This is a genomic window from Desulfosoma profundi, from assembly GCF_055387865.1.
Genome location: NZ_AP042420.1, coordinates 797848 through 819204 on the forward strand (window position 1 = coordinate 797848; position 21357 = coordinate 819204).

Genomic DNA, 21357 nt, shown 5'->3' on the forward strand with positions numbered 1-21357 from the left:
TAGACCGTGTACAGGTGCACGAATCGGAAGAACCAGGAATCGGAGGACGCAATGATGGAAAGCAAGGAAAAGAGAAGAGAAAAGGTGATCGACGTTCTCAACAAGGCGCGGGCCATGGAGCTTTTGGCCATCCATCAGTACATGAACCAGCATTATAATTTGGACAACATGGACTACGGAGAATTGGCCGCCAAGATGAAACTCATCGCCATCGATGAAATGCGCCATGCGGAGATGTTTGCCGAGCGCATCAAGGAACTCGGCGGAGAACCTGTGACCGGTCACGACGGTCAGGTGGTCAAGGGACAGGATGTCCGAGAAATATTCCCCTTTGACGCCAACCTGGAGGATGACACCATCGATGTCTACAATCAGTTTCGGCTGGTATGCCAGGAAAACGGCGATGCCATCAGCATGAAACTGTTTGAAGACATCATTAAAGAAGAGCAAATCCACTACAATTACTTTGACAACGTGGACGGCCATATCAAGAAGCTGGGTGAGACCTACCTTGCCAAAATTGCCGGCACGCCTTCGGAGACGGGCCTGCCTCCTCGGGGTTTCGCTGTCGGGACCGGCGCCGAAGCCTGAGAGCGGGTCGAAGAACGAAGGCCCTCAACGGCTTCCCGGGCAGTTGGGCGCCTTGGCCCACCGATTCCGAAAGAAGCCGGTTGCCGCCGGTCCATGGGGATGCCGAGAAACCGGTGGCTCCAAGCTTTCGGCATGATCCTCGGCGGGTGTTGAGCTCACGTCTTCTGGAAGAACCCTTTGGGCACGGGCCGCCGTGCCCGTTCAATGGTTCCTTTGGAAAACGACCGGGGGATAATCGTCAAAAGGTTTTTTCTCATGAACGCGGGTTCGACCGTCGAATCTTCACGGAAGCCTTAGTCGGCGTCTTTCTGGGGGTCCTTTTCCTCGGAGCCCCCTTCACGATCCCGGCACCACTCCTCATACAGGGTCCGCCCAATCTCCAGCCGAAGGTCCTCAGGACGGGCAAAGCGTTCGCAGGCACAAAAGATATCTTTGGGTTCGCAGAGTTCAAACCAAGCACAATCAAGGCAGGTGTTCATGTGGCTCCATTTCCCGTCGTGGACTGGTGGCATCAGGGTCGCCCCTTCTTCCAGGCTCCACAGAAAATTCGGCAGGTAACGGGAAACGCTCAAGAACTTTTTGCCCCCTCGCCCCTTCGGGTGCGATGGACTCTCCGAGTGCTCTGCCCGCTAAGGGTTGTCCAAATCTCTCACATAGCCTCGGATGAGAGGGTGGGCCCCTTCCGGGGCGGCCAGAAGAAGCCCCTCCACGCGTCGAGCCTCGAAATACTCATTGAGATGGAACGGCCTTCCATCCAGAAATTGGAGGGATCCACCTGAGGCTTGGAGGATAATTTGGGCCGCGGCCAAATCCTGGTAGGAAACACTGCGCATGACGGCCCCCTCGGCGCGGCCCATGGCGACGTAACAAACATGGGCCGCGGTGCACCCCAGATTCCGGATTTTCCCCGGAAAGTGTGACCGGAAATGGTCGTGCATGCGGGAATACGTAAAAAGGAGACTCTCGTTGTTGATCTCTCCGGAATAGGCGATCTCCATGCGCTCATCGTTAAAGAACGCTCCGCGATCGGGTTCAGCATAAAAGCAATCGCCTGTCACCGGCATGTGAAAAAGTCCGAGAATCGGCCAGAAATTTTCAAAAAGAGCCAGGGAGGTGCCCCACAGAGGAATGCCTGCTTGGAAGTTGGCTACCCCATCCAACGCATCGTAGACCCAAAGGTATCCCTTGTGGCCGTGAACGTAATCCTTACGTGGTGGCGCATCCCCAAAAACTTCGTGTTCCGGAAAACGTTCGCGCAGCTTTCCGTGGAAAAACCGGATGAGGTGCAGTTCCGCCGTCGTCACCAAGTCTTCGTCAAACTTCACGTCTCTTCGACCTTTGCCGTAAAATTTCAGCGCTTCCCGCCCAGCCTCTCGTATGACGTCCATGGCAAATTCCCGAAGCTCTCCAATGCCGGCGCCCTCGTGACTCATGCCGCTCCTCCTTCCTAGCGGTTTTTGAAAGGAATCGGATTTCTCCACCTGCCTTCGTGGACCATAGAAGTTCACCGCGGTCTTGTCAAAGGGTCAACCGAGGCACCCACCCGGGAACATCTTCACCCCGTGAGGTCCCTCATGCACAGAAGCTCGCTCAAAAAGGAGTCGTTTGCAACCGTCGGGGAGATGTGTTATGAACCATTCCGTGTGGAAATAAGAATAATTAGAGGTTTTCCGGGGGCATGGGCCATCCGTATCAAGACCACTACTTTCATCGGGCCAAGAAAGAACATTACCTTGCTCGGGCCGTTTACAAGCTTCAGGAGATTCAAGACCGACACCGACTGGTGCGGCAGGGGGATCGAGTCTTGGACCTCGGTGCGGCACCGGGCTCCTGGATGCAGCTCACAAGCCGCATCGTGGGACCCAATGGCCTGGTGGTGGGCATTGATCTTCAACCCATGACTCACCTTTTTCCCGACCACGTGGTGACCCTCCAACAGGATGTTTTTGATGATGTCACCCTGGATCTTTTGGCTTCCAGGTACGGTCCCTTCGATGTGGTCATGAGTGATATGGCACCGAAGACTTCCGGGATCAAGTCCGCGGATGCCGCCCGATCGGAACTGCTTTTTGAGCGGGCGCTGGATGTGGCCTGTCGCGTATTACGCCCGGGCGGGCATTTCCTCGCCAAGATTTTCCAGGGCGAGGACTTCCACGGCCTCCTGGGACGGGTCAAGAGGTTGTTTCGGCGCGTCAAGGTGATCAAGCCGGAGGCTTCACGGAAACAAAGTCGAGAAATCTATGTCCTTGCCATGGAATACAAGGGCACTACAGGTTGAACGGAGGACTGCGTCATGTCCGGACATTCCAAGTGGAGCACGATCAAGCACAAAAAGGCCGCCCAGGACGCCAAACGCGGCAAGATCTTCACCAAGCTCATCAAGGAATTGACGGTAGCCGCCCGCATGGGAGGGGGCGATCCCGAGGCTAATCCCAGGCTGCGGGCCGCCATCGCCGCGGCGAAAGCCGAGAACATGCCGAAGGAAAACATCGAGCGGGCCATCAAGAAGGGAACGGGTGAATTAGAAGGGGCCGCCTATGAAGAAGCCATCTACGAAGGTTACGGTCCCGGCGGTGTGGCCATTTTAGTGGAAGTGACCACGGACAACAGGAACCGTGCCGCCAGTGAGATCCGTCATATTTTCAGCAAGAACGGCGGGAGTTTGGGGGAGGCGGGCTGTGTCGCCTGGATGTTCGAAAAACACGGCCTGATCGTGTTCAACAAGGATAAGGTGGGCGAAGACGAGCTCATGGAAGTGGCGCTGGAAGCGGGCGCCGAGGATGTGCGCGACCAAGGGGATCAGTTTGAGGTCATCACCACCCCGGGGGATCTGGAAAAAGTCAAGGGCGTCTTTGACGCTCGCGGGATGGTCTATGAAATGGCCCAAGTGACCATGGTTCCTCAAAGCACCGTCCGCGTGGAGGATGAAAAAACCGCCCAGCAGCTCCTCAAACTTATGGACGCCCTGGAAGACAACGACGACGTTCAGAACGCCTACGCCAACTTCGACATCCCCGACGAAATCCTCAACGCCGTGGCCTAAAGCCGGAAAGGACGGAACATGCGTGTCCTGGGCATAGACCCCGGATCCCGACACACGGGCTATGGGGTGGTGGACGCCAACGGAGACCGGTTGATCCCGATCGTGTACGGATCGATCCCCCTGCCGGCGTCTCTCTCTGTGCCCGCACGGCTGGGGCACATCTTCGCATCCATCAGCCGCGTGATCCAGGAAACGCGCCCGGACGAGATGGCCGTTGAGGAGGTGTTTGTGTCACGAAACGCCCGAAGCGCTCTCATCTTGGGCCAAGCTCGGGGAGCTGCCATCGCGGCCGGTATGCATGGGGGGGTACAGGTCCACGAATATAGTGCCTTGGCAATCAAGCAGGCGGTGGTGGGCTACGGAAAAGCCGACAAAACCCAGGTGGCCCACATGGTCCGGCTTTTGTTGGGACTGCACGATCTTACCGATCCGCATGCCGCCGATGCCTTGGCCGCCGCCGTCTGCCACATTCACATGCAGTCATCCACCAACCGCTTTCGAGCCGCAGACCGACGATGATCGCCCACCTCGAAGGCCGACTGCGCCATAAAGCTCCGGACCACGTCATCGTGGATGTCCACGGGGTGGGATATTGCGTCCATGTGCCCCTGAGCACTTTTTATGACCTCCCCGAACTCGGCTCGACGGCCAGCCTCTACGTCCATACTTACGTGCGGGAAGACACCCTGCAGCTTTTCGGGTTTGGCACTTCCGCCGAAAGAGATATGTTCGTGCACCTCATCGCCGTCAATGGCGTTGGGCCGAAGATGGCGTTGAGCATCCTTTCCGGGCTTCAACCCGATGAGCTCCGACAAGTGGTGCTTTATCAGGATCGTCAGCGGCTGCAAAAGATTCCAGGAATCGGCAAGAAAACGGCGGAGCGGATCTTATTGGAATTGAAAGATCGATTACGCATCCCCGTGCCGGAGACCGTGCCGGGAACATCGCCCGACCTCCCAGAAAAAGACGACGGCTACGCCGATGCCTATTCCGCATTGTTGAACCTGGGATACCGGCAGGCCGAAGCCGCTAAGGCTCTCCAAAGGGTTCGGCGATCTGCGGGCGCCGCAACCGAAAAGCTCTCCTTGGAACAGCTTCTTCGGGAAGCCCTGAGGGTCCTGGCTTAAGGCATGGGCCCATGGGATGAAGCCTGAGGAGGGCTCGGCAATTCCGGCGGGACGGATTTTCTGCCGGCTGGATCGGGGAACAGCCGGCCCGGGAACAGCACCGGAGCACCCAAATCATGACCGATCGACTGTTGGAGGCGAGACCCAAAGACGACGACTTGCCCGTGGAGGCCGGTCTTAGACCTCGAACCTTTGACGAGTATTTGGGCCAGAGGGAACTTAAGGAAAAATTGAGCATCTTTGTCCAGGCGGCACGGAAAAGGAATGAACCTCTGGACCACGTCCTCTTGCACGGCCATCCCGGCTTGGGGAAAACTTCTCTGGCACACATCATCAGCCGGGAGCTGGACGTGCCATTTCGATCCACCTCGGGGCCGGTCATCGAACGCCCTGGCGATCTTGCCGCCATTCTGACCAATCTGGAGCCGCGGTCCGTCCTGTTCATCGACGAAATCCACCGCCTGAACCACGTGGTGGAGGAAATCCTCTATCCCGCAATGGAAGACTTTCAACTGGACATTATCATCGGCCAAGGGCCATCGGCACGCACCATAAAAATTGATCTTTCCCCGTTCACGCTCGTGGGGGCCACCACACGGGCCGGACTCCTTTCACCCCCTCTGCGAGACCGCTTCGGTGTCGTGCTGCGCCTTGAATTTTATCGCGTCGAGGATCTCAAAAAGATTGTTTTACGAGCCGCCCGAATCTTAGGCGTGGCCATCGATGACGATGGCGCCCATGAAATTGCCCGCCGATCCCGGGGCACGCCCCGCATCGCCAACAGGCTGCTCCGCCGGGTTCGTGATTTTGCGCAAGTGCGCGCTCATGGCATCATCACCCGCGACGTGGCGGACATGGCCTTAAGGATGCTCGATGTGGACGAACGCGGCTTCGATCGCATGGACCGCCGGATCCTGTCGACCATCATCGAAAAATACGATGGCGGTCCAGTGGGGATCGAGACCCTGGCGGCGGCCGTTTCCGAAGAAAAAGATACCTTGGAGGAAGTCTACGAGCCCTACCTCATTCAAGAAGGTTTCCTGAAAAAAACACCCCGAGGCCGCGTGGCCACGCGATTGGCCTTCGAACATCTCGGGCGACCGTACCGCCCATCCCGACAGTTGTCCTTTCTGTGATAAAGTCCTGTTCGAGCCTCGGGAAAGGGTGTATAAGAAAAACCAGCATCGCGGAGGCAAAGCGGTAGGGTTCCTTAGGTGGCGGATGCGGCCGTTCTCTCCAGGCCGGCCTTAGAGGCCGGGTCGCAAAGGAGGCTCCCATGGCCGAGAGTGTTTACAAGATCATCGAATTGGTGGGGACAAGCACGGTGTCGTGGGAAGACGCCGCCAAAAACGCAGTGGAAACGGCGTCCAAAACCTTGCGCGATCTCCGGATCGCGGAGATCACCAAACTGGACATGAAGCTTGAGGAAGGCAAAGTGGTGGCCTATCGGGCAAGAGTGGCCATCTCCTTTAAGTACCAGGGCAGCTAAACCACGCTCCACGTCCCGACAAAAAGCATCAAGGGCCGCACCGCCCCCGCTCCACCACCGCCAAAGAATGGATGTGACAGTTGGGAGGCCAACCTATGGGTCAGCGAAAGGTGAGAATCCTGATGGCGAAATTCGGCCAGGGCTATGAGGCAGCCCTCATGCGCCTTGCCGCCGCATTCAGTGAAGCGGGATTCGAGGTCATTTATACGGAATCGGAGGATCCCAAAGCCATTGTGAACGCTGCACTGCAAGAGTCCGTTGACCACATCGGGATCACCACCTTACCGGAAGCGCGACTGGACCAATTCGCCGCCGTGTTCGACCTCCTCAAGGCCCACGATGCCCAGAACATCGGCGTCACCGCCGGAGGTTTTTTCGATGAAGCCTTGGTCCCTGAACTGAAAAAACTCGGGGTTGCGGAATTCTTCCCCAAGGGTACCACCCACGAACAACTTATTCAGTGGGCGCGCCAAAACATTCACCCCACCGATTAGCCGCCACGTTCCCCATGGAGGGAGCAAAGCGCCGTTCAAGAGTTCCTGAACCCGTGGAATCTCCGCCATCGCTCCATTGTTTTGTGATCATCATGGGGAATCGATGCCGGCCTTAGGCATCGATCCCGTAGGGACAGCCCTCTGCCTGCCCTGAATGGGTGTAAAGATTTTTTCATCGGTGCCCCCGCGCGGACTGATCCTCGGGGTCCGATCCCTCAAGGATTCCCGATTCTCTCGCCGCTTGGCTTGCACAAGACACTGTTTTTGGATACGTTCTCCATGGATGTGGAGGAGCACACCCGATCGCCGGTTCCTTTGAGGAACGGGAGGAAAGTCCGGGCTCCACAGGGCAGGGTGCTGGGTAACACCCAGTCTCGGCGACGAGCAGGAAAGTGCCACAGAAAGCAAACCGCCTCGCCCCACGGCGGGGTAAGGGTGAAACGGTGAGGTAAGAGCTCACCAGTCCCGGTGGTGACACCGGGAGCTCGGTAAACCCCACCCGGAGCAAGGCCAAGTAGGGGAGCGCTTGAGGGTTGCCCGCCCGAAGCTCCCGGGTCGGCCGCTTGAGCTCCATGGTAACATGGGGCCTAGAGGAATGATCGGGACCTCCTTCAATGGAGGCACAGAACCCGGCTTATGGGCTCCTCCACATCCCCCGTGCATCGCCGGGCCCAATCGAGCGATCCGGATCTCTAGAGTTCAGCCGTGAGGAGAAAACGGAATCACTGTGGGGGAAATATTCTTCTCTGAACCAATTTTCGCTGTCGTGCCGGCCGCAGGCTCCGGCGTGCGCATGGGTCTGCCGCACCCCAAACAGTTCCATCCTCTGCACGGCAAGCCGATCCTCCTTTGGACCCTGGAGCGGCTGGTCGCCCTCCCCTTTTTGGCCGGTATCGTTACGGCAGTTCCTGAAAACGCCGTCGCCGCGGTGCAGGCCCTTTTGGCAGGCAGCTTACGCGGGGCACCCGTCATCGTGATCCCTGGTGGCAACCGCCGCCAAGACAGTGTTTTGGCGGGTATCAAGGCGCTCCCCGAAGCATGCCGATGGGTGCTCATCCACGACGGCGTACGTCCCTTCGCCTCCTCGGAACTCTTTCGAAAAACGTGCATGGCCGCTCGGCAAAGCGGTGCTGCAGTGTGCGCATGTCGGGCCGTCGAAACGGTCAAGATGACAGAAAACGGTTGGATCCGATCCACGGTGCCTCGGGACCACATCTGGCTGGCTCAAACACCACAGGTCTTTCGGCGCGATCTATTGGAGGAAGCCTTTCACAAGGCACAAATCCACGGCTGGGAAGCCACCGACGACGCGTCCCTCGTGGAACGTTTGGGAGTGCCGGTAGCCGTCGTGGATGGGGAAAAAACCAACATCAAGATCACGACCCCCGACGATCTCCACTGGGCCTCCTGGATCCTTGAACAGTCTTCCAGGACATCCCCGTCGGCCATCCGCGGAGAGGACGGGCCATGGACCTGAACCTTCGCATCGGCATGGGTTGGGACGTTCATGCTTTCGCCTCAGGTCGGCCGTTGATTTTAGGCGGGGTGACCGTTCCCTTTGATCTTGGCCTTCTCGGTCATTCGGATGCCGACGTTTTGTGCCACGCCTTGTGCGATGCCCTGTTGGGTGCCGCCGCCTTAGGGGATATCGGGACGCATTTCCCCGACACCGATCCCCGGTATAAAGGCGTCTCCAGCCTGATATTGCTCGGCGCGGTGCGGGACCTCATTCACAAGGCCGGCTACGGGATCCTCAATGTGGATGTCACGGTTTTGGCACAAAAACCCAAGATCGCCCCCTACATCCCGGAAATGCGCCGCATAACCGCCGAAATTCTCGGCCTGCGCCGAGAAGCCGTCAGTATCAAAGCCACCACTACGGAGGGATTGGGTTTCGTGGGACGTCAAGAAGGAATCGCCGCTTGCGCCGTCGCTCTCCTTTACAAGAGACAAGGAGCCGCCCCATGAGTCTGGTTGTTTACAACACCTTGACAAAAAAGAAAGAACCGTTTGTGCCGCTGGAATCCGGTACGGTGAAGCTCTACGTCTGCGGAGTCACGGTCTACGACTTGTGCCACATTGGCCATGCCCGCTCGGCCATCGTCTTCGACGTCATCTACCGGTATCTGAAACATCGCGGATACCGCGTGATTTACGTCCGAAATTTTACCGATATTGACGACAAGATCATTAAACGGGCTCAAGAGGAAGGAACCGACTATCGCACCATCGCCGATCGCTACATCAAAGCCTTCTATGAGGACATGGACGCTCTGGACGTCCTCCGCCCGGACTTGGAGCCTCTGGCTACAGATAACATCCCGCAAATGATCGACATCATCCGCCGCCTCGAAGAAAAAGGTATCGCCTACCAGGCCGGCACCGACGTTTACTTCGCCGTGGAAAAATTCCCGGACTATGGGAAACTCTCAGGACGCAGCCTGGAAGACATGATGGCCGGGGCTCGGGTGGAAGTGGACGTCCACAAACGCAACCCTTTGGATTTCGTTCTCTGGAAAGGAAGCAAGCCCGGAGAACCTGCGTGGGACAGCCCATGGGGACCGGGTCGGCCGGGGTGGCATATCGAGTGCTCGGCCATGGGCAGCCGCTACCTCGGCCCGACCTTCGATATGCACGGGGGCGGAAAGGACCTCATCTTTCCCCACCACGAAAATGAAATCGCCCAAAGCGAAGCGGCCTTCGGGGTGCCGTTTGTGCGGTACTGGCTGCATAACGGCTTCGTGAACATCAATAACGAAAAAATGTCTAAGTCGCTGGGCAATTTCTTCACCATTCGCGACATCCTCAAGATCATCCACCCGGAAGCTCTGAGACTCTTTGTCATTTCCAAGCATTACCGAAATCCGGTGGATTTTTCCGACGAAGCGCTCAGTGAAGCCGAACGTGCCTTGGAACGCCTCTACGGCACCCTCGAAGAAACCGTCACGCGCATTCCCAAGGACCTCAATGCCGAAAGCATATCTGAAAAGTCTTTAAGGAATCAGGACCAAGAACTCTTCCAGAAGGTTATGGACTTTCCTGATGCTTTCCACGAAGCCATGGACAACGATTTCAACACGGCCCAAGCGCTGGCGCTCCTCTTCGAGTTGCAGCGAGGAACTCAGCGGTTTTTGGACACCTTCGGCCGGAAAGTTCTGAAAGGGCCGGCGGCGGTCCTCGCCCACAAAGCCGGCGCTTGCCTTCGGGAGCATGGCCGTATTTTGGGGCTTCTGACACGGACACCGGAGACATTCTTTGAGGAAATCAAGAAGCGCAAGGTGGCTCAGAAAGGTATCGCCGAAACCGAGGTGGAAGCGCTCATTGCCGAGCGCGATCAGGCCCGAAAAGAGAAAAATTTTCAAGAAGCGGACCGCATCCGCGATCGTCTCGCCGAAATGGGTGTGCAACTGGAAGACACGCCTGATGGAACCCGTTGGCGCGTCCGGTAAAACTCCGCGGACCGGCGGCAGCCGGTCCGTCCCCCATTACAAAACCCGCTTGGGCAGATTGTGTTCGTTCGGGAGACAGGGAAAAGCCGGATAGGATGATTCTTCTCCCGTAGCACTTCCTCCCTGCCCTCTGCCTCTGAGTGACAGCTTTTCGTCCTTTAGAATGAAATCTCCGGTCGACCTGGACTGCCGGATACGCGCCGCTCTTCGTGATCCATTGAAGAGCCTTCTCGAGACACGGTGTAGCGAACCTCTGCGTCGTGCGCTTTGCCCCGCCGATGTCACTGGAGCGGGCCTCCCACAGGCAGTCGGGCTTCGCCGAATCGGCTAAACGCAGACTATCGCCCTGCAGCTAAGCCTTGCCGCAACACGATCCGGGTACACAGCCTTGGGACGCCGGGCTCGTCCCGCAACATCCTGTATCCCGGGGACCGGGAAGTCGCCGGCCGCTCCTCACCCCAGAGGCCGTGGAAGAGGCGGAAAGAAGTTTTTTCATTCGGCCGCTCCCACACTCAGGACACGCGGGCGTGTCCTCTTTTCCAAAAATCACATGTTCCGACACCTGACCGCAGTCGGTGCAGACATATTCGTAAATGGGCATAAGGCCCCCTCCGTGGTTTCAGTGGGCGCATCCACCGCCGTGCTGATGTCCGGCGCAGGTCCATTGCGCGGAAAAAGCCGGCAGCCGGCCTTGACGCCACATGTCAAGATTGTCCTTGACCGAGCCTTCCATGGCCCTATAGACCGTGATGCCTTGGGCCTGGAGTTTCATCAACGCCCCCATGCCGATCCCCCCAACCACAATGCCGTCCACGGAACGCCCTCCCAAGGCCTTCAAAGGCTGACACATGCCGTGAACATGATGTGCATCGCCATTAGGCACTTCCTCAATCGCGCCGGATTCGGTGTCCACAATGACAAATCCCGGGGCCGAACCGAAATGGCCGAAAACTTCGCTGTCAAGCCCCATCAGTCGAGCTGCTGGAAAACAGATCTTCATGCGTGGTTTCCTCCTTGAATGGCCGATACTCGTCATTGGTGCCGAGCAAGTTACCGTGCACCGAACAACGTGGCTTTTATAGGACCGTTCATGAGGGTTGTCAACTTGGGGTCTCCATGCGTCTGGTGACGGTGGAGGGGATTTTCCTCGGGGTTTCCTCTTTCCATTTTGCCGCTCATCTCCCTATAATGCCATGAATGGTCAACAGGCCCGGGAGGAGCAGCGCACACGTCGGGAGGTGAATCCATGGAAAATCAGGACTTCATCGTGGCCAACGAGGTCTATATCAAAACAGACCGCCAGCAGGGCAATATGGTAATTTTGAAGGAAACGGAAGACGCGACGCAGTATTTCCTCATGTTCGTGGGGGATAGTGAAATCACGGCCATAGCCAAGGAAAAGGGGTTCGTGGAACCCAAGCGCCCTCTGACCCATGACACCTACCTCACAATCTTACAGCGGGCCGGTGTGCGTTTTGAGCGGGTGGAAATCTACACCATGAAGGAAAACACTTACTATGCGCGCATCATCGCCCGGATCGGTGACGATGAGGTGGTCTTTGACAGCCGCCCGAGCGACGCCGTGGCCCTGGCGTTGCATGAAAAATGCCCCATCCTGGTCAACAGGAGACTCCTGCGACGGGAACTCACACCCGAAGAAGTGAAAGAATACGAATCCATCATCAAGACCGTGAAGTTCTGATCCTCGGGACCTCGAGTCCCATTGTCCCGCTGTTCAAAGCCTTCACCAACCCAATGTCCGGGCGAGCACGGGGGTTCGGAGACCTAAGAGGTCCGATTCAGAAACCGGAGGACCTTCGTGTCCCTCTCCCCACCGGCCATTGGGACTCACCTCACCCACCGGCACCGTGCCTCGGTAGTATCGGTCTTTCCGATGAATCACGGATAAAGCCGTCGCTTTTTCCGATTTGCCTTCCATCGGCTTTCCTCCATAGAAAAAGCCTTCGAGAATTCCAGCAGGCATTTAATTTTTCAGCCGAAAGGAGAGTGTTCCATGAAGAGAGCGATCCTGACGATATCGTGCGTCCTTGGTGGGTTGGTATGTCTGATGGGCGTGTGCGCTTCGGCGGGACCTTACGATGCCTTCCAAGGAATGAAAGGCACCATCAAAATCTCGGGAGGAACCGCCCACATCCCGGTGATGCAATCGCTGGCCAAAGAGATCATGACGCGATATCCCGACATCCAAATCACCATCGCCGGCGGGGGATCCGGCGTGGGCATCAAGCAAGTCGGCGAGGGTCTCGTGGATATCGGAAACTCGGGAAGGAAACCTACCGATCAGGAAATCGCCTCTTACAACCTCAAGCTGTATTTGTGGGCTTTGGACGGGGTCGCCGTCGTGGTTCATCCCGAAAACCCCGTTAAATCCCTCTCTCTAAAGCAGATTCAAGCCATCTTTGCCGGAACCATCACCAACTGGAAAGATGTCGGCGGAGTGGATAAGACCATCCATCTGCTGACGCGGGACGAAGCCAGCGGCACCCGCCAAGTGTTCTGGGAAGTCGCCTTGGACAAAGGCCCGTTGGCACCCACGGCCGATGTGGTGCCTTCCAATGGGGCCATGAAAACGGCGGTAGCCACGGACCCCGGGGCCATTGGTTATATGTCGGTGGGACATATCGACGCCACCGTGGCGCCTGTGGCCATCGACGGCATCGTGCCCTCTGTGGATACGGTGGTCAGCGGAGCGTATCCAATAGCCCGGGGGCTTTATAGCAATACCAAGGGTGAACCATCACCGCTGGTCAAAGCTTTTCTGGACACGCTCTTCAGCCCGGAAGGAAAAGCCGTCATTAAAGCTCAGGGATTCATTCCCGTGCCATGACGCGAGGCTGGAAAGAAAGCATTTCCGAAGATCTCCTCCGCGGCCTTCTGGGCATGTCGGTCTGTGCTGCCGCCGGGTTGACGGGGGCGATTTTTGTTTACATGATGCTTTTAGCCGTCCCGGTGTTCAGTCACGGCCATGGTCTGTCCATTCTTCTTCAAGACTGGGCCCCTTTGCATGGTCGCTTCGGCATCCGGCCCATGATTGGGGCCAGTCTTCTCCTGTCCTTCTGTGTGCTCGTGCTGGCCGTTCCCATCAGCTTGGGTTGCGCCGCGTTCGTCAGCGTTTTTGCTCCGCGCCTGCTGTCTCGCCTGGTGCGGGGATGGATTCATGTCATGACCGGTGTCCCGACGGTCATCTATGGTTTCGTTGGGGTCTTTGTGCTTGTCCCTTGGATACGGAATGTTTTTGAAGCGGGTTCGGGCCGTTGCCTCTTGTCCGCCGTCCTCATGCTGACCCTCATGGTCACACCGACCATGGCTCTATTTTTCATCGATGCCATGGAATCCATCCCGAAAGAGTATGGGCTCGCGGCAAGCGCGCTCGGGCCGGTCCGGCACAAAGATTGCTCTATGTCATTCTCCCATGGGCTCGGCCAGGGCTGGTCACCGGAATTTTGTTGGCTTTTGGGAGGGCTTTCGGAGATACCCTGATTTCCTTGATGCTGGCAGGCAATGCCGCTGTTTTTCCTTCAAACCTTCTTCAATCGGCCCGCACCCTCACCGCTCACATCGCTCTAGTCATCGCCGCAGATTTCCACAGTCTAGAATTTGCATCCATTTTCGCCTGCGGCGTGGCGGTCTATGCAGTGAATGCCGGCGTCGCCATGGCCGCCTGGAAAATCCGATCCCGCGCCAAAGGTATCGAACCGTGACAGAGCGCGTTCTCTCCGTCCTGCTCAAAAGTTTTTCCATAGTCTGCGCCGCGGCCGTTGTCAGCGGTGGGGGAACCGTTGTGCTCTTCGTCATCGTCAAGGGGGCATCCGCCATCGGTCCTTCCCTGCTGTTCGGCTCGGCGGATGCGCTGGATGCCGTCTTAGGGAAAGCGCGTGTTCTTGACGGCCTATGGCCCGCCCTCGTGGGAACCCTCTCGGTCGTCGTCCTCGCAGTGGCTTTCGCGATTCCCGTGGGACTCTCCGCCGGGATCTATCTCGCCGAATTCGCCCAAGGTCGCACGAAAAAGGTTTTCAGTGTCGCCTTCGACATACTCGCCGGGATTCCGTCCATTGTCATCGGTCTTTTCGGATTCAGCCTTTCCATCGGCCTGCACCGGGTCGTCTCCCCAAGAATTGGACCCTGTCTACTTCTCGCAAGTGTAAGCCTTGGGATTCTCGTGCTTCCTTACCTGATCCGGGCCGTCCAATCGGCCCTGGAAAGTCTGCCTCTGTCTTTACGCCTTGGCGCTCTCAGTCTCGGTGCCAGTCGGTGTCAAAACCTCTGGCACGTGCTTCTTCCGAGCAGTTTGAACGGCATCGCTACTGGCGTCATCTTGGCCGTCGGGCGGTGCGCAGAGGACACGGCCGTGATCCTGCTCACGGGGGCGGTCGCCCTTGCCGGAATCCCTCGGTCTCCCCTTGGAAATTTTGAGGCCCTTCCCTTTTACATCTATTACATTTCATCCCAGTACACGAGTCCGGAGGAACTCCAAAGGGGGTTCGGTGCGGCAATTATTCTGCTGTTGCTCTGTCTCGGACTCTTTTTCCTCGCCTTTTCCATAAAGCGCTCTTTCCGACACCACCTCCTGTACGGTTCTCAAAAGTGAAGCATGGAATGAATCCAAAAATTCGATTGGAAAACGTGTCGTTTTGGTACGGGTCCCACCTTGTTCTGGAAAAGGTCTCATGTGATCTGTACGAGCGTGAGTTGACGGTCTTCATCGGACCTTCCGGCCAGGGAAAGACGAGTCTTCTGATGTGCATCAACCGACTTTGGGAGGAGATTCCCGGAGCTCGAATGGAAGGTCACATATGGATCTCTTTCGATGGTCAGGACCACTTGGTCTCGGATCCCTCCTTTCCCGTAATAACCCTCAGACGCCGCGTGGCCATGGTTTTCCAAAATCCTAATCCATTGCCCATGAGTATTTTAAACAACGTGGCTTTCCCGCTGAAAATCATGGGGGTCCGCCATCGTTCCCGTCTGGCGGAAGCCGTCCAGAAGGCTTTGACGAAAGCCTATCTTTGGGATGAGGTTAAAGATCGACTTCACGAAGACGCGCGTCATTTGTCCGGAGGCCAACAGCAGCGCCTGTGCATCGCCAGGGCCCTGACCCTGAATCCCGAAGTGATGATGCTGGACGAACCGACGTCTTCCCTGGACGAAAAAGCCGCCCGCATGATCGAAGACCTTCTTTTGGAGTTGAAGCATCACATGGCGGTGATCGTCGTCTCTCACGCCATGCCTCAGGTCCAACGACTGGCGGATAGGGTCCTGGAGCTGCGCGACGGCCGCCTATTCTTTAATATTCCATTGACAGTTAATCTATCATCCCAATAGAATGCAAACTGTGATATCGGAACTTCCTATTTGATTCGGCAGGCCAAAGACCGTAGAAGCCAAAATGAGATACGACGCCGCCACGTGGATCCCCAGGTATAGGGATGGTCTTGAACAAGGAGGATGCTCTCATGGACATGCTGGTTCCCAAAAAACTTCAGGATGACGTTAAAGAATATCTCAGTAAATTTGACCTCAACCTGTGTCTCACGTGCGGCACCTGTTCCAACGGCTGCCCCATCACCGGCACTCCGGGCATGGAAGGTTGGGACACCCGCAAGGTGATCCGAATGCTCGCCTTCGGGCTTCTCGATGAAGTGGTGAATTCGAAGTTCCCATGGTTATGCACGGGATGCGGCCGGTGTGCCCACGCATGCCCCATGGGCATCGACATTGTTGCCATCCTTGCCCATATGAAACATCTCCGGCCTAGGGATCAAGTGCCCGGCATTTTACACAAGGGCGTGGAAAACGTGCTGAACACCGGCAACAACATGGCCATTCCTCTGGAAGATTATCTTTTCCTCATGGCCGACATGGGCGCGGAACTGGCGGCAGAGGAATGCCCCGGGTTTTATGTGCCCGTTGACAAAGTGGGGGCGGACATTCTCTTCTTCCCCAATTCCAAGGAAGTCTTCGCCGACAATGAAGACATGAAGTGGTGGTGGAAAATCTTCTACGCCGCCAAGGAAAACTGGACAATCCCATCCACGAACTGGGAAGCCGTCGACTGGGGGCTTTTCACCGGGAACTACGAGGCCACAAAGATTCTGGCCCAGCGTAAGATCGAGCACATGAAAAATTTGAAGGTGAAACGGATGATTATGCCCGACTGCGGGGGTGGATCCTATGGGTGCCGTAAGGGGATGAAGATGTGCTCATTGGAGGATCCCAACAACCGCGTTGATTACATCTATCTCTATGATTATTTGAAAGAAATCATCGAGACGGGGCGCATCAAATTGGACAAAAGCCGCAATGCGGGCAAGGTGTTCACCTGGCACGATTCCTGTAAACACGGGAGAGAATTGGAACGCAATTTTGGGAAGGGTTATTACGAAGAGCCCCGATGGATCATTCAACAGTGCGTGGATCACTTTGTGGACATGGAACCGAACCGAAGCGGCAACTATTGCTGCGGCGCCGGCGGGGGCATGTGGCCCATGCCGTATGAGCAGGAAGCCGCCTACCATGGGCGCTACAAAGTCAAGCAGATCAAGAACTCGGGCGCCAATGTGGTGGTCGTGGGCTGTTCCAACTGCCATGACCAGATCATGAAGCGCCTGCCCAAGTTCTACCCCGAGGATGCGACCTACGAAGTGAAATATATCTGGGAATTGGTGGCCGACACCCTGATCATTGAGCCTTGGAGCGATGAGGAAATCGAAAAAGCCCAACAGGAGGCCAAGGCGCAATGGGAAAGGTTCGGTATTGACACCGAAGGCGGCTATTGATCGGCATCACAGCCAAGGCCGAAACATTTTCCCCGAAAAAGCCGGCTTCGTCCCCATTTTCTGACAGAATGGGGGTCGGTGTGCGGGGGCGATCTTCGGCCCCGCGGTGAGGCGTGAACGGTCCGGAATCGGTTCCCGTTTAAAAAGAATATGGGCCGGCTCCCCGTATTCTCCCCTGAACGGACCGTTCGCGCTTCACGACTAAATGAGGTTGTAGTAATAGAGCATTAGGTCCGACCGGGTAACGATTCCCACCAGCCGTCCCCCTTCCACCACCGGCAACCGCCCGATGTCGTGTTTCACCATGAGCCTCAGGGCTGTAGTGACGTTCGCCTGTGGGTCAATGGTGACGACGTCTCTTTTCATAAAGGCCTTGATGGGCGCCGAGCGTTGTGTGGGGCGCTGAAGTTTCACGAGGTCGCGGATGGAGATCACTCCAATGAGTTTTTCCCCTTCCACGACAGGGGCCCCTGTGTGTCCCCGTTCGCGGAGCTGTTGGTGGACTGCCTCCACCGTCTCGTCCGGACCTACGGTAAAGACAGGAAAAGACATCAGGTCGAAGATCGGCACGGAGGCATGCCCATTCTGCGAGAAAAGCTCGCGGATCCAGTTTTCCACGCCATCTGGGTGGGTTCCTTTGACCAGAGCCGATGCCGCTTCCGGTCGGCCGCCGCCCCCCATGGGTTTCATCAGTGCCGCAACATCCACGCTTTCCGGGCCACTACGGGCGATGACAATGGTTTGCTTCCGCTGTCCGTCCCAAAAAATCCCGAAGGCGGCATCCACGCTCAAAACATCCCGCAGCATGGTGACCACGGAGGCCAATCCGGAGATGTGGCCGTTGAGATCCGCTTTGGCAAAGCACACCACGTGACCGTTCATGGTCGTCCGTTGGGCGGATTCCAAGAGGCGGGTCAGGATTTCCTTATGCTGGGGCCCGTAGCCCGGTCTTAGGGCCGTCTGGATCACACTCAAGTCCGCCTGCACTTCCAGGAGGAAGGCGGCAGCGCGGGCGTCATCCGGCCGGGTGCAGGGAAAGGTCAAATGTCCCGTGTCCTCGTAAATCCCTGCCAAGAACAGGGTCGCGTGGATGGGATCGATGGGCGCTCGGCGCCGTTCCAGTTCGTGGACCAGCACTGTGGCGGCGGATCCCACCAGTGCCTGCCGCCCGTCGGCCGGCACGATGTCCCCAATGTCCGGGTGGTGATCCCAGAGGTGCACCTCCAAATCCGGCCGAACCATCAAGGGATCCATGCCGTCGAGCCGGTCCCACCGGTTGGCGTCCACCACGATCAATCGAGTCACCTCATCGTGGCGAATGGAAAGGGGACTCAAGACGGGAAAAAGATCCTTATGGATCGAAAGAAAGGCCCGCACATTGGCGTTGATGCTGCGGGGAAGCACAATGCGGGCGTCGGGGTAAAGATGTGTGGCGGCCACAACGGAGGCCAGGGCATCGAAATCGACGTTCTTGTGGGTCGTGATGATCTCCATAAGGGGCGTCCATTCTCATCGTCCGTACGCTATCGTTTTCCCTGGTGTAGATCGGCACGGCCAGGTCATCACTTGAAAGTTTTCACAAAGTTTTTTTCAGCATCGCCGCATTCGGCCCTCTTCATCGAAGGTGACTCCGCGCAGATCAATCGTGAGCTCACACTCGCTGCTTTCCGGCACCCGGCACACCGTAAACCCCAATTTTCTCCCCAAGGCGAGCATCTGCGTATTTTCCTGAAGTACCGTTCCCCAGACGGTTTCAATGCCTCGTTCTTTGGCAATCTGAAGGCAATTTTCCAAGAGCAGAGCGCCGATGCCTTTGCCTTGCCAAGGATCCCCCACCAACACGGCGAATTCCGCTTTTTTCCCGTCGGGATCGCTGATCACCCGAGCCACCCCGAGCATTCTTTCCTCTGGAGACCCTGGGGAGTCTAGGGCCACCAAGGCGATTTCGCGATCGTAGTCGATTTGCGTGAACCGGGCCAACAAGTCTTCGGAAAGCTCCTTCAGAGGACTGAAAAACCGATAGTAGATGCTCGTCGGAGACAACACATGGAAAAGGTCCACCAGCAAAGGGGCGTCTTCCGGCTTGATAGGCCGAATAAACACCGATACCCCGAACGATGTGGCGGCATGTTTTTCGTATTTTGCCGGATAGGGGCTGATGATGAGGTGCATCGGCGAGGCGAGCGGGCTGGGTCGGACCAAAACACGAGCATCCACCGCCCATGGTCTCCCTTGTTGGACGATCACCGGATTGATATCGAGTTCGGCAATCTCTGGAAAATCTGTGACCAGTTGACTCAGCCGAATCAGCAGCTCTTCCAGCGCCGCCATGTTGGCAGGCGGCAGATTACGGTATCCTTGGAGGACTTTGTAGACTCTCGTCTCTTCCATGAGGCGACGTGCCAAGGCGCGATTCAGGGGAGGAAGCCCCAGGGAGCGATCCCGGAGGAGTTCGGCAAAAATGCCGCCCATGCCGAAAAGGATCACGGGGCCGAACTGTTCATCTCTCTTGGCTCCCACAATGAGTTCCAAGCCGGCGGATCCTCGGCCGTTGCGCAGCATGGGCTGAACGGACACCCCTTGGATCTCGGCATCCGGCTTGTAAGCACGCGCCCCTTGGACAATGCTCCGATAAGCGACACGGACCTGCTCTTCGCTCTGAAGATCCAGTTGAATGCCACCCGCTTCCGTCTTATGGACAATGTCCGGCGAGCAGATCTTCAGCACCACAGGAAAACCCATATCCCGGGCGAACACCACGGCCTGCTCTTCATCCACGGCGAGGCGTGTCGCCGTCGTCGGGATCCCGTAAGCCTCCAAGAGTTGTTTGGATTCGACCTCGGTGAGCATTCCGTTGGGGCGGGTGAGTCCTTTTTGGAGTATCGTTTTGGCCCTTTGATCATCGAAGGTCAGATCCTCCCGAAACCTCTTGGGAATCTCCTTCAGCATCTTTTGGTTGACCGCATATTGATGCAATTCCAGGAAAGCCACAATGGCTTGTTCGGGCGTCGCATAGGTGGGGATGCCGGCCCGGTTGAGGATCCGACGTCCCTCCTCCACATTCACTCCGCCCATCCATGACGCCAAAATGGGGCATGGCCGTTTTGCCGCCATAGACGTTACCTGACGGGCTACCCCTGATGGGTCTGTCATGGCCTGGGGGGTGAGAATGAGCAGGACGCCGTCGATATCCCCAGATTCCACACACACTTTCAGCGCCGCGCTATACCGCTCCGGAGAAGCATCTCCGAGAATATCCACAGGGTTATTGCGGCTCCAGCAGGGTGGAAGTACGGCATCGAGGGCTGCCAGAGTCTTTTCCCCGAGCGGCGCCGGTTCAAGTCCGTATTCCGCGAGAGCATCTGCGGCCATGACCCCTGGACCGCCGGCATTGGTGATGATGGCCAGTCTAGGCCCTTCCGGTCGGGGCTGCTTCGCTAGAAGTTCTGCACAGTCAAAAAGCTGCCCGATGGTGTGCACGCGCAGGACGCCGGCGCGGCGAAACGCGGCATCGTAGAGGGCATCCTCCCCGGCCATGGCCCCCGTATGGGAAGATGCGGCCCGTGCCCCTGCAGGGCTTCTTCCAGATTTCAGCACGACAATAGGCTTGATCCGCGACACCGCCCGGGCGGCGCTCATAAATTTACGCAGATTGGGAATGCTTTCCACATATAGGAGGATGCTCGTTACCTGAAATTCGTTGCCCAGATAGTCAATGAGGTCCGCGAAGTCCACATCCAGCATGGAGCCAATACTCACAAAATAACTGAAGCCAATTCCTTCTTGGAGGGACAGGTCGAGAATAGCCGTGCACAACGCACCACTTTGGGAGATGAAAGCCAACCGGCCCGCCGGGGGCATGTGGGCGGCAAAACTTGCGTTGAGCTTCGCGCCAGGGCAGATGAACCCCAGGCAGTTGGGTCCGATGATTCGAACCCTTGCCGCGGCGGCACGGCGGGCAATCTCCTCTTCGAGTCGTCGCCCTTCTTGTCCGATCTCACGCCCTCCCGCCGAAAGGATCACCGCACCGGCCACACCTTTGGCCCCGCAATCTTCCATGATTTCCGGGACGGTGTCCATGGGGGTCGCCACGACGGTCAAATCGATAGGGCTCGGAGCGTCGCTCAACCTCGCGTAAGCCTTCAGACCCTGAACGGTGGATCTGCGGGGATTGATGGGATACACGGCGCCGGGGAAACCGCCTTCCACAAGGTTTCTCATGACGGCCGCTCCGACGCTTTCCGGCCTTTCACTGGCGCCGACGACAGCGATGGTTTTGGGGTTGAGCATTCGGTCGAGATTGAATAATCCCATTGAATATCCTCCAGCTGAGTTCACAAAGAGATGTCGGCAGGATGTTGACGTGG

General features: G+C 57.3%; 25 protein-coding genes and 1 other RNA gene. 19 read left to right on the forward strand and 7 right to left on the reverse strand.

Going from position 1 to position 21357, the window contains the following annotated elements; genetic code table 11:
• Nucleotides 1-51: 51 nt before the first annotated feature.
• Nucleotides 52-591 carry a bacterioferritin gene (locus ACZ5K9_RS03500; protein WP_464273034.1) on the forward strand — a complete coding sequence of 180 codons (540 nt, stop codon included), beginning with the start codon at nucleotides 52-54 and terminating at the stop codon, nucleotides 589-591.
• 293 nt (nucleotides 592-884) lie between these two features.
• Here ACZ5K9_RS03500 and ACZ5K9_RS03505 read toward each other — a convergent pair whose 3' ends face one another.
• Both ACZ5K9_RS03505 and ACZ5K9_RS03510 read right to left on the reverse strand, forming a co-directional pair.
• The gene (locus ACZ5K9_RS03505) at nucleotides 885-1163 is read right to left on the reverse strand and encodes a hypothetical protein (protein ID WP_464273035.1); all 279 of its coding nucleotides are present in this window, start codon (nucleotides 1161-1163) and stop codon (nucleotides 885-887) included.
• A 57-nt stretch (nucleotides 1164-1220) separates the two neighbouring features.
• Nucleotides 1221-2024: an inositol monophosphatase family protein gene (locus ACZ5K9_RS03510; protein ID WP_464273036.1), complete on the reverse strand. Its 804-nt coding sequence runs from the start codon at nucleotides 2022-2024 to the stop codon at nucleotides 1221-1223.
• 245 nt (nucleotides 2025-2269) lie between these two features.
• Here ACZ5K9_RS03510 and ACZ5K9_RS03515 point away from each other — a divergent pair, with 245 nt between their 5' ends.
• The 11 genes from ACZ5K9_RS03515 (at nucleotide 2270) to cysS (ending at nucleotide 10193) form a co-directional block, all read left to right on the forward strand.
• Entirely contained in the window at nucleotides 2270-2869 is a 600-nt protein-coding gene (locus ACZ5K9_RS03515; RefSeq protein WP_464273037.1) for an RlmE family RNA methyltransferase, read from the forward strand.
• A gap of 15 nt (nucleotides 2870-2884) precedes the next feature.
• Nucleotides 2885-3634: a YebC/PmpR family DNA-binding transcriptional regulator gene (locus tag ACZ5K9_RS03520; RefSeq protein WP_464273038.1), complete on the forward strand. Its 750-nt coding sequence runs from the start codon at nucleotides 2885-2887 to the stop codon at nucleotides 3632-3634.
• 18 nt (nucleotides 3635-3652) lie between these two features.
• A complete protein-coding gene (gene ruvC, locus ACZ5K9_RS03525) occupies nucleotides 3653-4153 on the forward strand; it encodes a crossover junction endodeoxyribonuclease RuvC (RefSeq protein ID WP_464273039.1) in 501 nt (166 codons plus the stop codon).
• Entirely contained in the window at nucleotides 4150-4761 is a 612-nt protein-coding gene (gene ruvA, locus ACZ5K9_RS03530) for a Holliday junction branch migration protein RuvA (RefSeq protein ID WP_464273040.1), read from the forward strand. Before ruvC ends, ruvA begins: the two co-directional genes overlap by 4 nt.
• Nucleotides 4762-4877: 116 nt before the next feature.
• Complete coding sequence (ruvB, locus tag ACZ5K9_RS03535; protein ID WP_464273041.1) at nucleotides 4878-5897, forward strand: Holliday junction branch migration DNA helicase RuvB; 1020 nt, start codon at nucleotides 4878-4880, stop codon at nucleotides 5895-5897.
• Between the two features lie 140 nt (nucleotides 5898-6037).
• Nucleotides 6038-6250, forward strand: a complete 213-nt coding sequence (locus tag ACZ5K9_RS03540; protein ID WP_464273042.1) for a dodecin family protein — start codon at nucleotides 6038-6040, stop codon at nucleotides 6248-6250.
• Between the two features lie 95 nt (nucleotides 6251-6345).
• Nucleotides 6346-6744, forward strand: coding sequence for a cobalamin B12-binding domain-containing protein (locus ACZ5K9_RS03545; protein WP_464273043.1), 399 nt, complete (start codon nucleotides 6346-6348; stop codon nucleotides 6742-6744).
• A gap of 287 nt (nucleotides 6745-7031) precedes the next feature.
• Nucleotides 7032-7396: RNase P RNA component class A (gene rnpB, locus ACZ5K9_RS03550), an RNA gene on the forward strand.
• Nucleotides 7397-7471: 75 nt separating this feature from the next.
• A complete protein-coding gene (gene ispD, locus ACZ5K9_RS03555) occupies nucleotides 7472-8221 on the forward strand; it encodes a 2-C-methyl-D-erythritol 4-phosphate cytidylyltransferase (protein WP_464273044.1) in 750 nt (249 codons plus the stop codon).
• The gene (gene ispF, locus ACZ5K9_RS03560; protein ID WP_464273045.1) at nucleotides 8212-8712 is read left to right on the forward strand and encodes a 2-C-methyl-D-erythritol 2,4-cyclodiphosphate synthase; all 501 of its coding nucleotides are present in this window, start codon (nucleotides 8212-8214) and stop codon (nucleotides 8710-8712) included. The genes ispD and ispF overlap by 10 nt, the downstream gene beginning before the upstream one ends.
• A complete protein-coding gene (gene cysS / locus ACZ5K9_RS03565; protein WP_464273046.1) occupies nucleotides 8709-10193 on the forward strand; it encodes a cysteine--tRNA ligase in 1485 nt (494 codons plus the stop codon). Before ispF ends, cysS begins: the two co-directional genes overlap by 4 nt.
• 352 nt (nucleotides 10194-10545) lie before the next feature.
• Here the strand turns inward: cysS and ACZ5K9_RS03570 are convergent, their stop codons facing one another.
• Together ACZ5K9_RS03570 and ACZ5K9_RS03575 are read right to left on the reverse strand one after the other, a co-directional pair.
• Nucleotides 10546-10794 carry an FmdB family zinc ribbon protein gene (locus ACZ5K9_RS03570; protein WP_464273047.1) on the reverse strand — a complete coding sequence of 83 codons (249 nt, stop codon included), beginning with the start codon at nucleotides 10792-10794 and terminating at the stop codon, nucleotides 10546-10548.
• 18 nt (nucleotides 10795-10812) lie between these two features.
• Nucleotides 10813-11193, reverse strand: a complete 381-nt coding sequence (locus ACZ5K9_RS03575; protein WP_464273048.1) for a NifB/NifX family molybdenum-iron cluster-binding protein — start codon at nucleotides 11191-11193, stop codon at nucleotides 10813-10815.
• A 246-nt stretch (nucleotides 11194-11439) separates the two neighbouring features.
• Between ACZ5K9_RS03575 and ACZ5K9_RS03580 the strand changes: the two genes are divergently transcribed.
• Nucleotides 11440-11895 carry a bifunctional nuclease family protein gene (locus ACZ5K9_RS03580; RefSeq protein WP_464273049.1) on the forward strand — a complete coding sequence of 152 codons (456 nt, stop codon included), beginning with the start codon at nucleotides 11440-11442 and terminating at the stop codon, nucleotides 11893-11895.
• 42 nt (nucleotides 11896-11937) lie between these two features.
• Here the strand turns inward: ACZ5K9_RS03580 and ACZ5K9_RS03585 are convergent, their stop codons facing one another.
• The gene (locus ACZ5K9_RS03585) at nucleotides 11938-12132 is read right to left on the reverse strand and encodes a hypothetical protein (protein WP_464273050.1); all 195 of its coding nucleotides are present in this window, start codon (nucleotides 12130-12132) and stop codon (nucleotides 11938-11940) included.
• A 75-nt stretch (nucleotides 12133-12207) separates the two neighbouring features.
• On the opposite strand from ACZ5K9_RS03585, the gene ACZ5K9_RS03590 reads away from it, so the two are divergent.
• The 6 genes from ACZ5K9_RS03590 to ACZ5K9_RS03615 all read left to right on the forward strand — a co-directional run bounded on the left by ACZ5K9_RS03590 (nucleotide 12208) and on the right by ACZ5K9_RS03615 (nucleotide 16990).
• Nucleotides 12208-13041, forward strand: coding sequence for a phosphate ABC transporter substrate-binding protein (locus ACZ5K9_RS03590; RefSeq protein ID WP_464273051.1), 834 nt, complete (start codon nucleotides 12208-12210; stop codon nucleotides 13039-13041).
• Nucleotides 13038-13694 carry a PstC family ABC transporter permease gene (locus ACZ5K9_RS03595; RefSeq protein WP_464273052.1) on the forward strand — a complete coding sequence of 219 codons (657 nt, stop codon included), beginning with the start codon at nucleotides 13038-13040 and terminating at the stop codon, nucleotides 13692-13694. The genes ACZ5K9_RS03590 and ACZ5K9_RS03595 overlap by 4 nt, the downstream gene beginning before the upstream one ends.
• Before the next feature lie 8 nt (nucleotides 13695-13702).
• Nucleotides 13703-13915, forward strand: coding sequence for a hypothetical protein (locus ACZ5K9_RS03600; protein ID WP_464273053.1), 213 nt, complete (start codon nucleotides 13703-13705; stop codon nucleotides 13913-13915).
• Nucleotides 13912-14802 (forward strand): PstA family ABC transporter permease, encoded by an 891-nt coding sequence (locus tag ACZ5K9_RS03605; protein WP_464273054.1) that lies wholly within the window; start codon nucleotides 13912-13914, stop codon nucleotides 14800-14802. Before ACZ5K9_RS03600 ends, ACZ5K9_RS03605 begins: the two co-directional genes overlap by 4 nt.
• An 8-nt stretch (nucleotides 14803-14810) precedes the next feature.
• Entirely contained in the window at nucleotides 14811-15536 is a 726-nt protein-coding gene (locus ACZ5K9_RS03610) for a phosphate ABC transporter ATP-binding protein (RefSeq protein WP_464273055.1), read from the forward strand.
• Between the two features lie 131 nt (nucleotides 15537-15667).
• On the forward strand, nucleotides 15668-16990 hold the full coding sequence (locus tag ACZ5K9_RS03615; RefSeq protein ID WP_464273056.1) for a (Fe-S)-binding protein: 1323 nt from the start codon (nucleotides 15668-15670) through the stop codon (nucleotides 16988-16990).
• Nucleotides 16991-17191: 201 nt separating this feature from the next.
• On the opposite strand, the gene ACZ5K9_RS03620 is transcribed toward ACZ5K9_RS03615, so the two are convergent.
• Complete coding sequence (locus ACZ5K9_RS03620) at nucleotides 17192-18484, reverse strand: CBS domain-containing protein (protein ID WP_464273057.1); 1293 nt, start codon at nucleotides 18482-18484, stop codon at nucleotides 17192-17194.
• Nucleotides 18485-18580: 96 nt separating this feature from the next.
• On the reverse strand, nucleotides 18581-21304 hold the full coding sequence (locus ACZ5K9_RS03625) for a bifunctional acetate--CoA ligase family protein/GNAT family N-acetyltransferase (protein ID WP_464273058.1): 2724 nt from the start codon (nucleotides 21302-21304) through the stop codon (nucleotides 18581-18583).
• Nucleotides 21305-21357 lie beyond the last annotated feature (53 nt).

Bases quoted from the DNA above. Each gene is read 5' to 3' on its own strand.
- ACZ5K9_RS03585 (WP_464273050.1), bottom strand. From the start codon at position 12,132: ATGGAAGGCAAATCGGAAAAAGCGACGGCTTTATCCGTGATTCATCGG.
- ACZ5K9_RS03580 (WP_464273049.1), top strand. From the start codon at position 11,440: ATGGAAAATCAGGACTTCATCGTGGCCAACGAGGTCTATATCAAAACA.
- ACZ5K9_RS03610 (WP_464273055.1), top strand. From the start codon at position 14,811: ATGAATCCAAAAATTCGATTGGAAAACGTGTCGTTTTGGTACGGGTCC.
- ACZ5K9_RS03515 (WP_464273037.1), top strand. From the start codon at position 2,270: ATGGGCCATCCGTATCAAGACCACTACTTTCATCGGGCCAAGAAAGAA.
- ACZ5K9_RS03575 (WP_464273048.1), bottom strand. From the start codon at position 11,193: ATGAAGATCTGTTTTCCAGCAGCTCGACTGATGGGGCTTGACAGCGAA.
- ACZ5K9_RS03510 (WP_464273036.1), bottom strand. From the start codon at position 2,024: ATGAGTCACGAGGGCGCCGGCATTGGAGAGCTTCGGGAATTTGCCATG.
- ruvC (WP_464273039.1), top strand. From the start codon at position 3,653: ATGCGTGTCCTGGGCATAGACCCCGGATCCCGACACACGGGCTATGGG.
- ACZ5K9_RS03590 (WP_464273051.1), top strand. From the start codon at position 12,208: ATGAAGAGAGCGATCCTGACGATATCGTGCGTCCTTGGTGGGTTGGTA.
- ACZ5K9_RS03600 (WP_464273053.1), top strand. From the start codon at position 13,703: ATGCTGGCAGGCAATGCCGCTGTTTTTCCTTCAAACCTTCTTCAATCG.
- ACZ5K9_RS03545 (WP_464273043.1), top strand. From the start codon at position 6,346: ATGGGTCAGCGAAAGGTGAGAATCCTGATGGCGAAATTCGGCCAGGGC.
- ACZ5K9_RS03615 (WP_464273056.1), top strand. From the start codon at position 15,668: ATGGACATGCTGGTTCCCAAAAAACTTCAGGATGACGTTAAAGAATAT.
- ACZ5K9_RS03540 (WP_464273042.1), top strand. From the start codon at position 6,038: ATGGCCGAGAGTGTTTACAAGATCATCGAATTGGTGGGGACAAGCACG.
- ruvA (WP_464273040.1), top strand. From the start codon at position 4,150: ATGATCGCCCACCTCGAAGGCCGACTGCGCCATAAAGCTCCGGACCAC.
- ACZ5K9_RS03595 (WP_464273052.1), top strand. From the start codon at position 13,038: ATGACGCGAGGCTGGAAAGAAAGCATTTCCGAAGATCTCCTCCGCGGC.
- ACZ5K9_RS03620 (WP_464273057.1), bottom strand. From the start codon at position 18,484: ATGGAGATCATCACGACCCACAAGAACGTCGATTTCGATGCCCTGGCC.
- ACZ5K9_RS03520 (WP_464273038.1), top strand. From the start codon at position 2,885: ATGTCCGGACATTCCAAGTGGAGCACGATCAAGCACAAAAAGGCCGCC.
- ispF (WP_464273045.1), top strand. From the start codon at position 8,212: ATGGACCTGAACCTTCGCATCGGCATGGGTTGGGACGTTCATGCTTTC.
- cysS (WP_464273046.1), top strand. From the start codon at position 8,709: ATGAGTCTGGTTGTTTACAACACCTTGACAAAAAAGAAAGAACCGTTT.
- ACZ5K9_RS03625 (WP_464273058.1), bottom strand. From the start codon at position 21,304: ATGGGATTATTCAATCTCGACCGAATGCTCAACCCCAAAACCATCGCT.
- ACZ5K9_RS03500 (WP_464273034.1), top strand. From the start codon at position 52: ATGATGGAAAGCAAGGAAAAGAGAAGAGAAAAGGTGATCGACGTTCTC.
- ACZ5K9_RS03570 (WP_464273047.1), bottom strand. From the start codon at position 10,794: ATGCCCATTTACGAATATGTCTGCACCGACTGCGGTCAGGTGTCGGAA.
- ruvB (WP_464273041.1), top strand. From the start codon at position 4,878: ATGACCGATCGACTGTTGGAGGCGAGACCCAAAGACGACGACTTGCCC.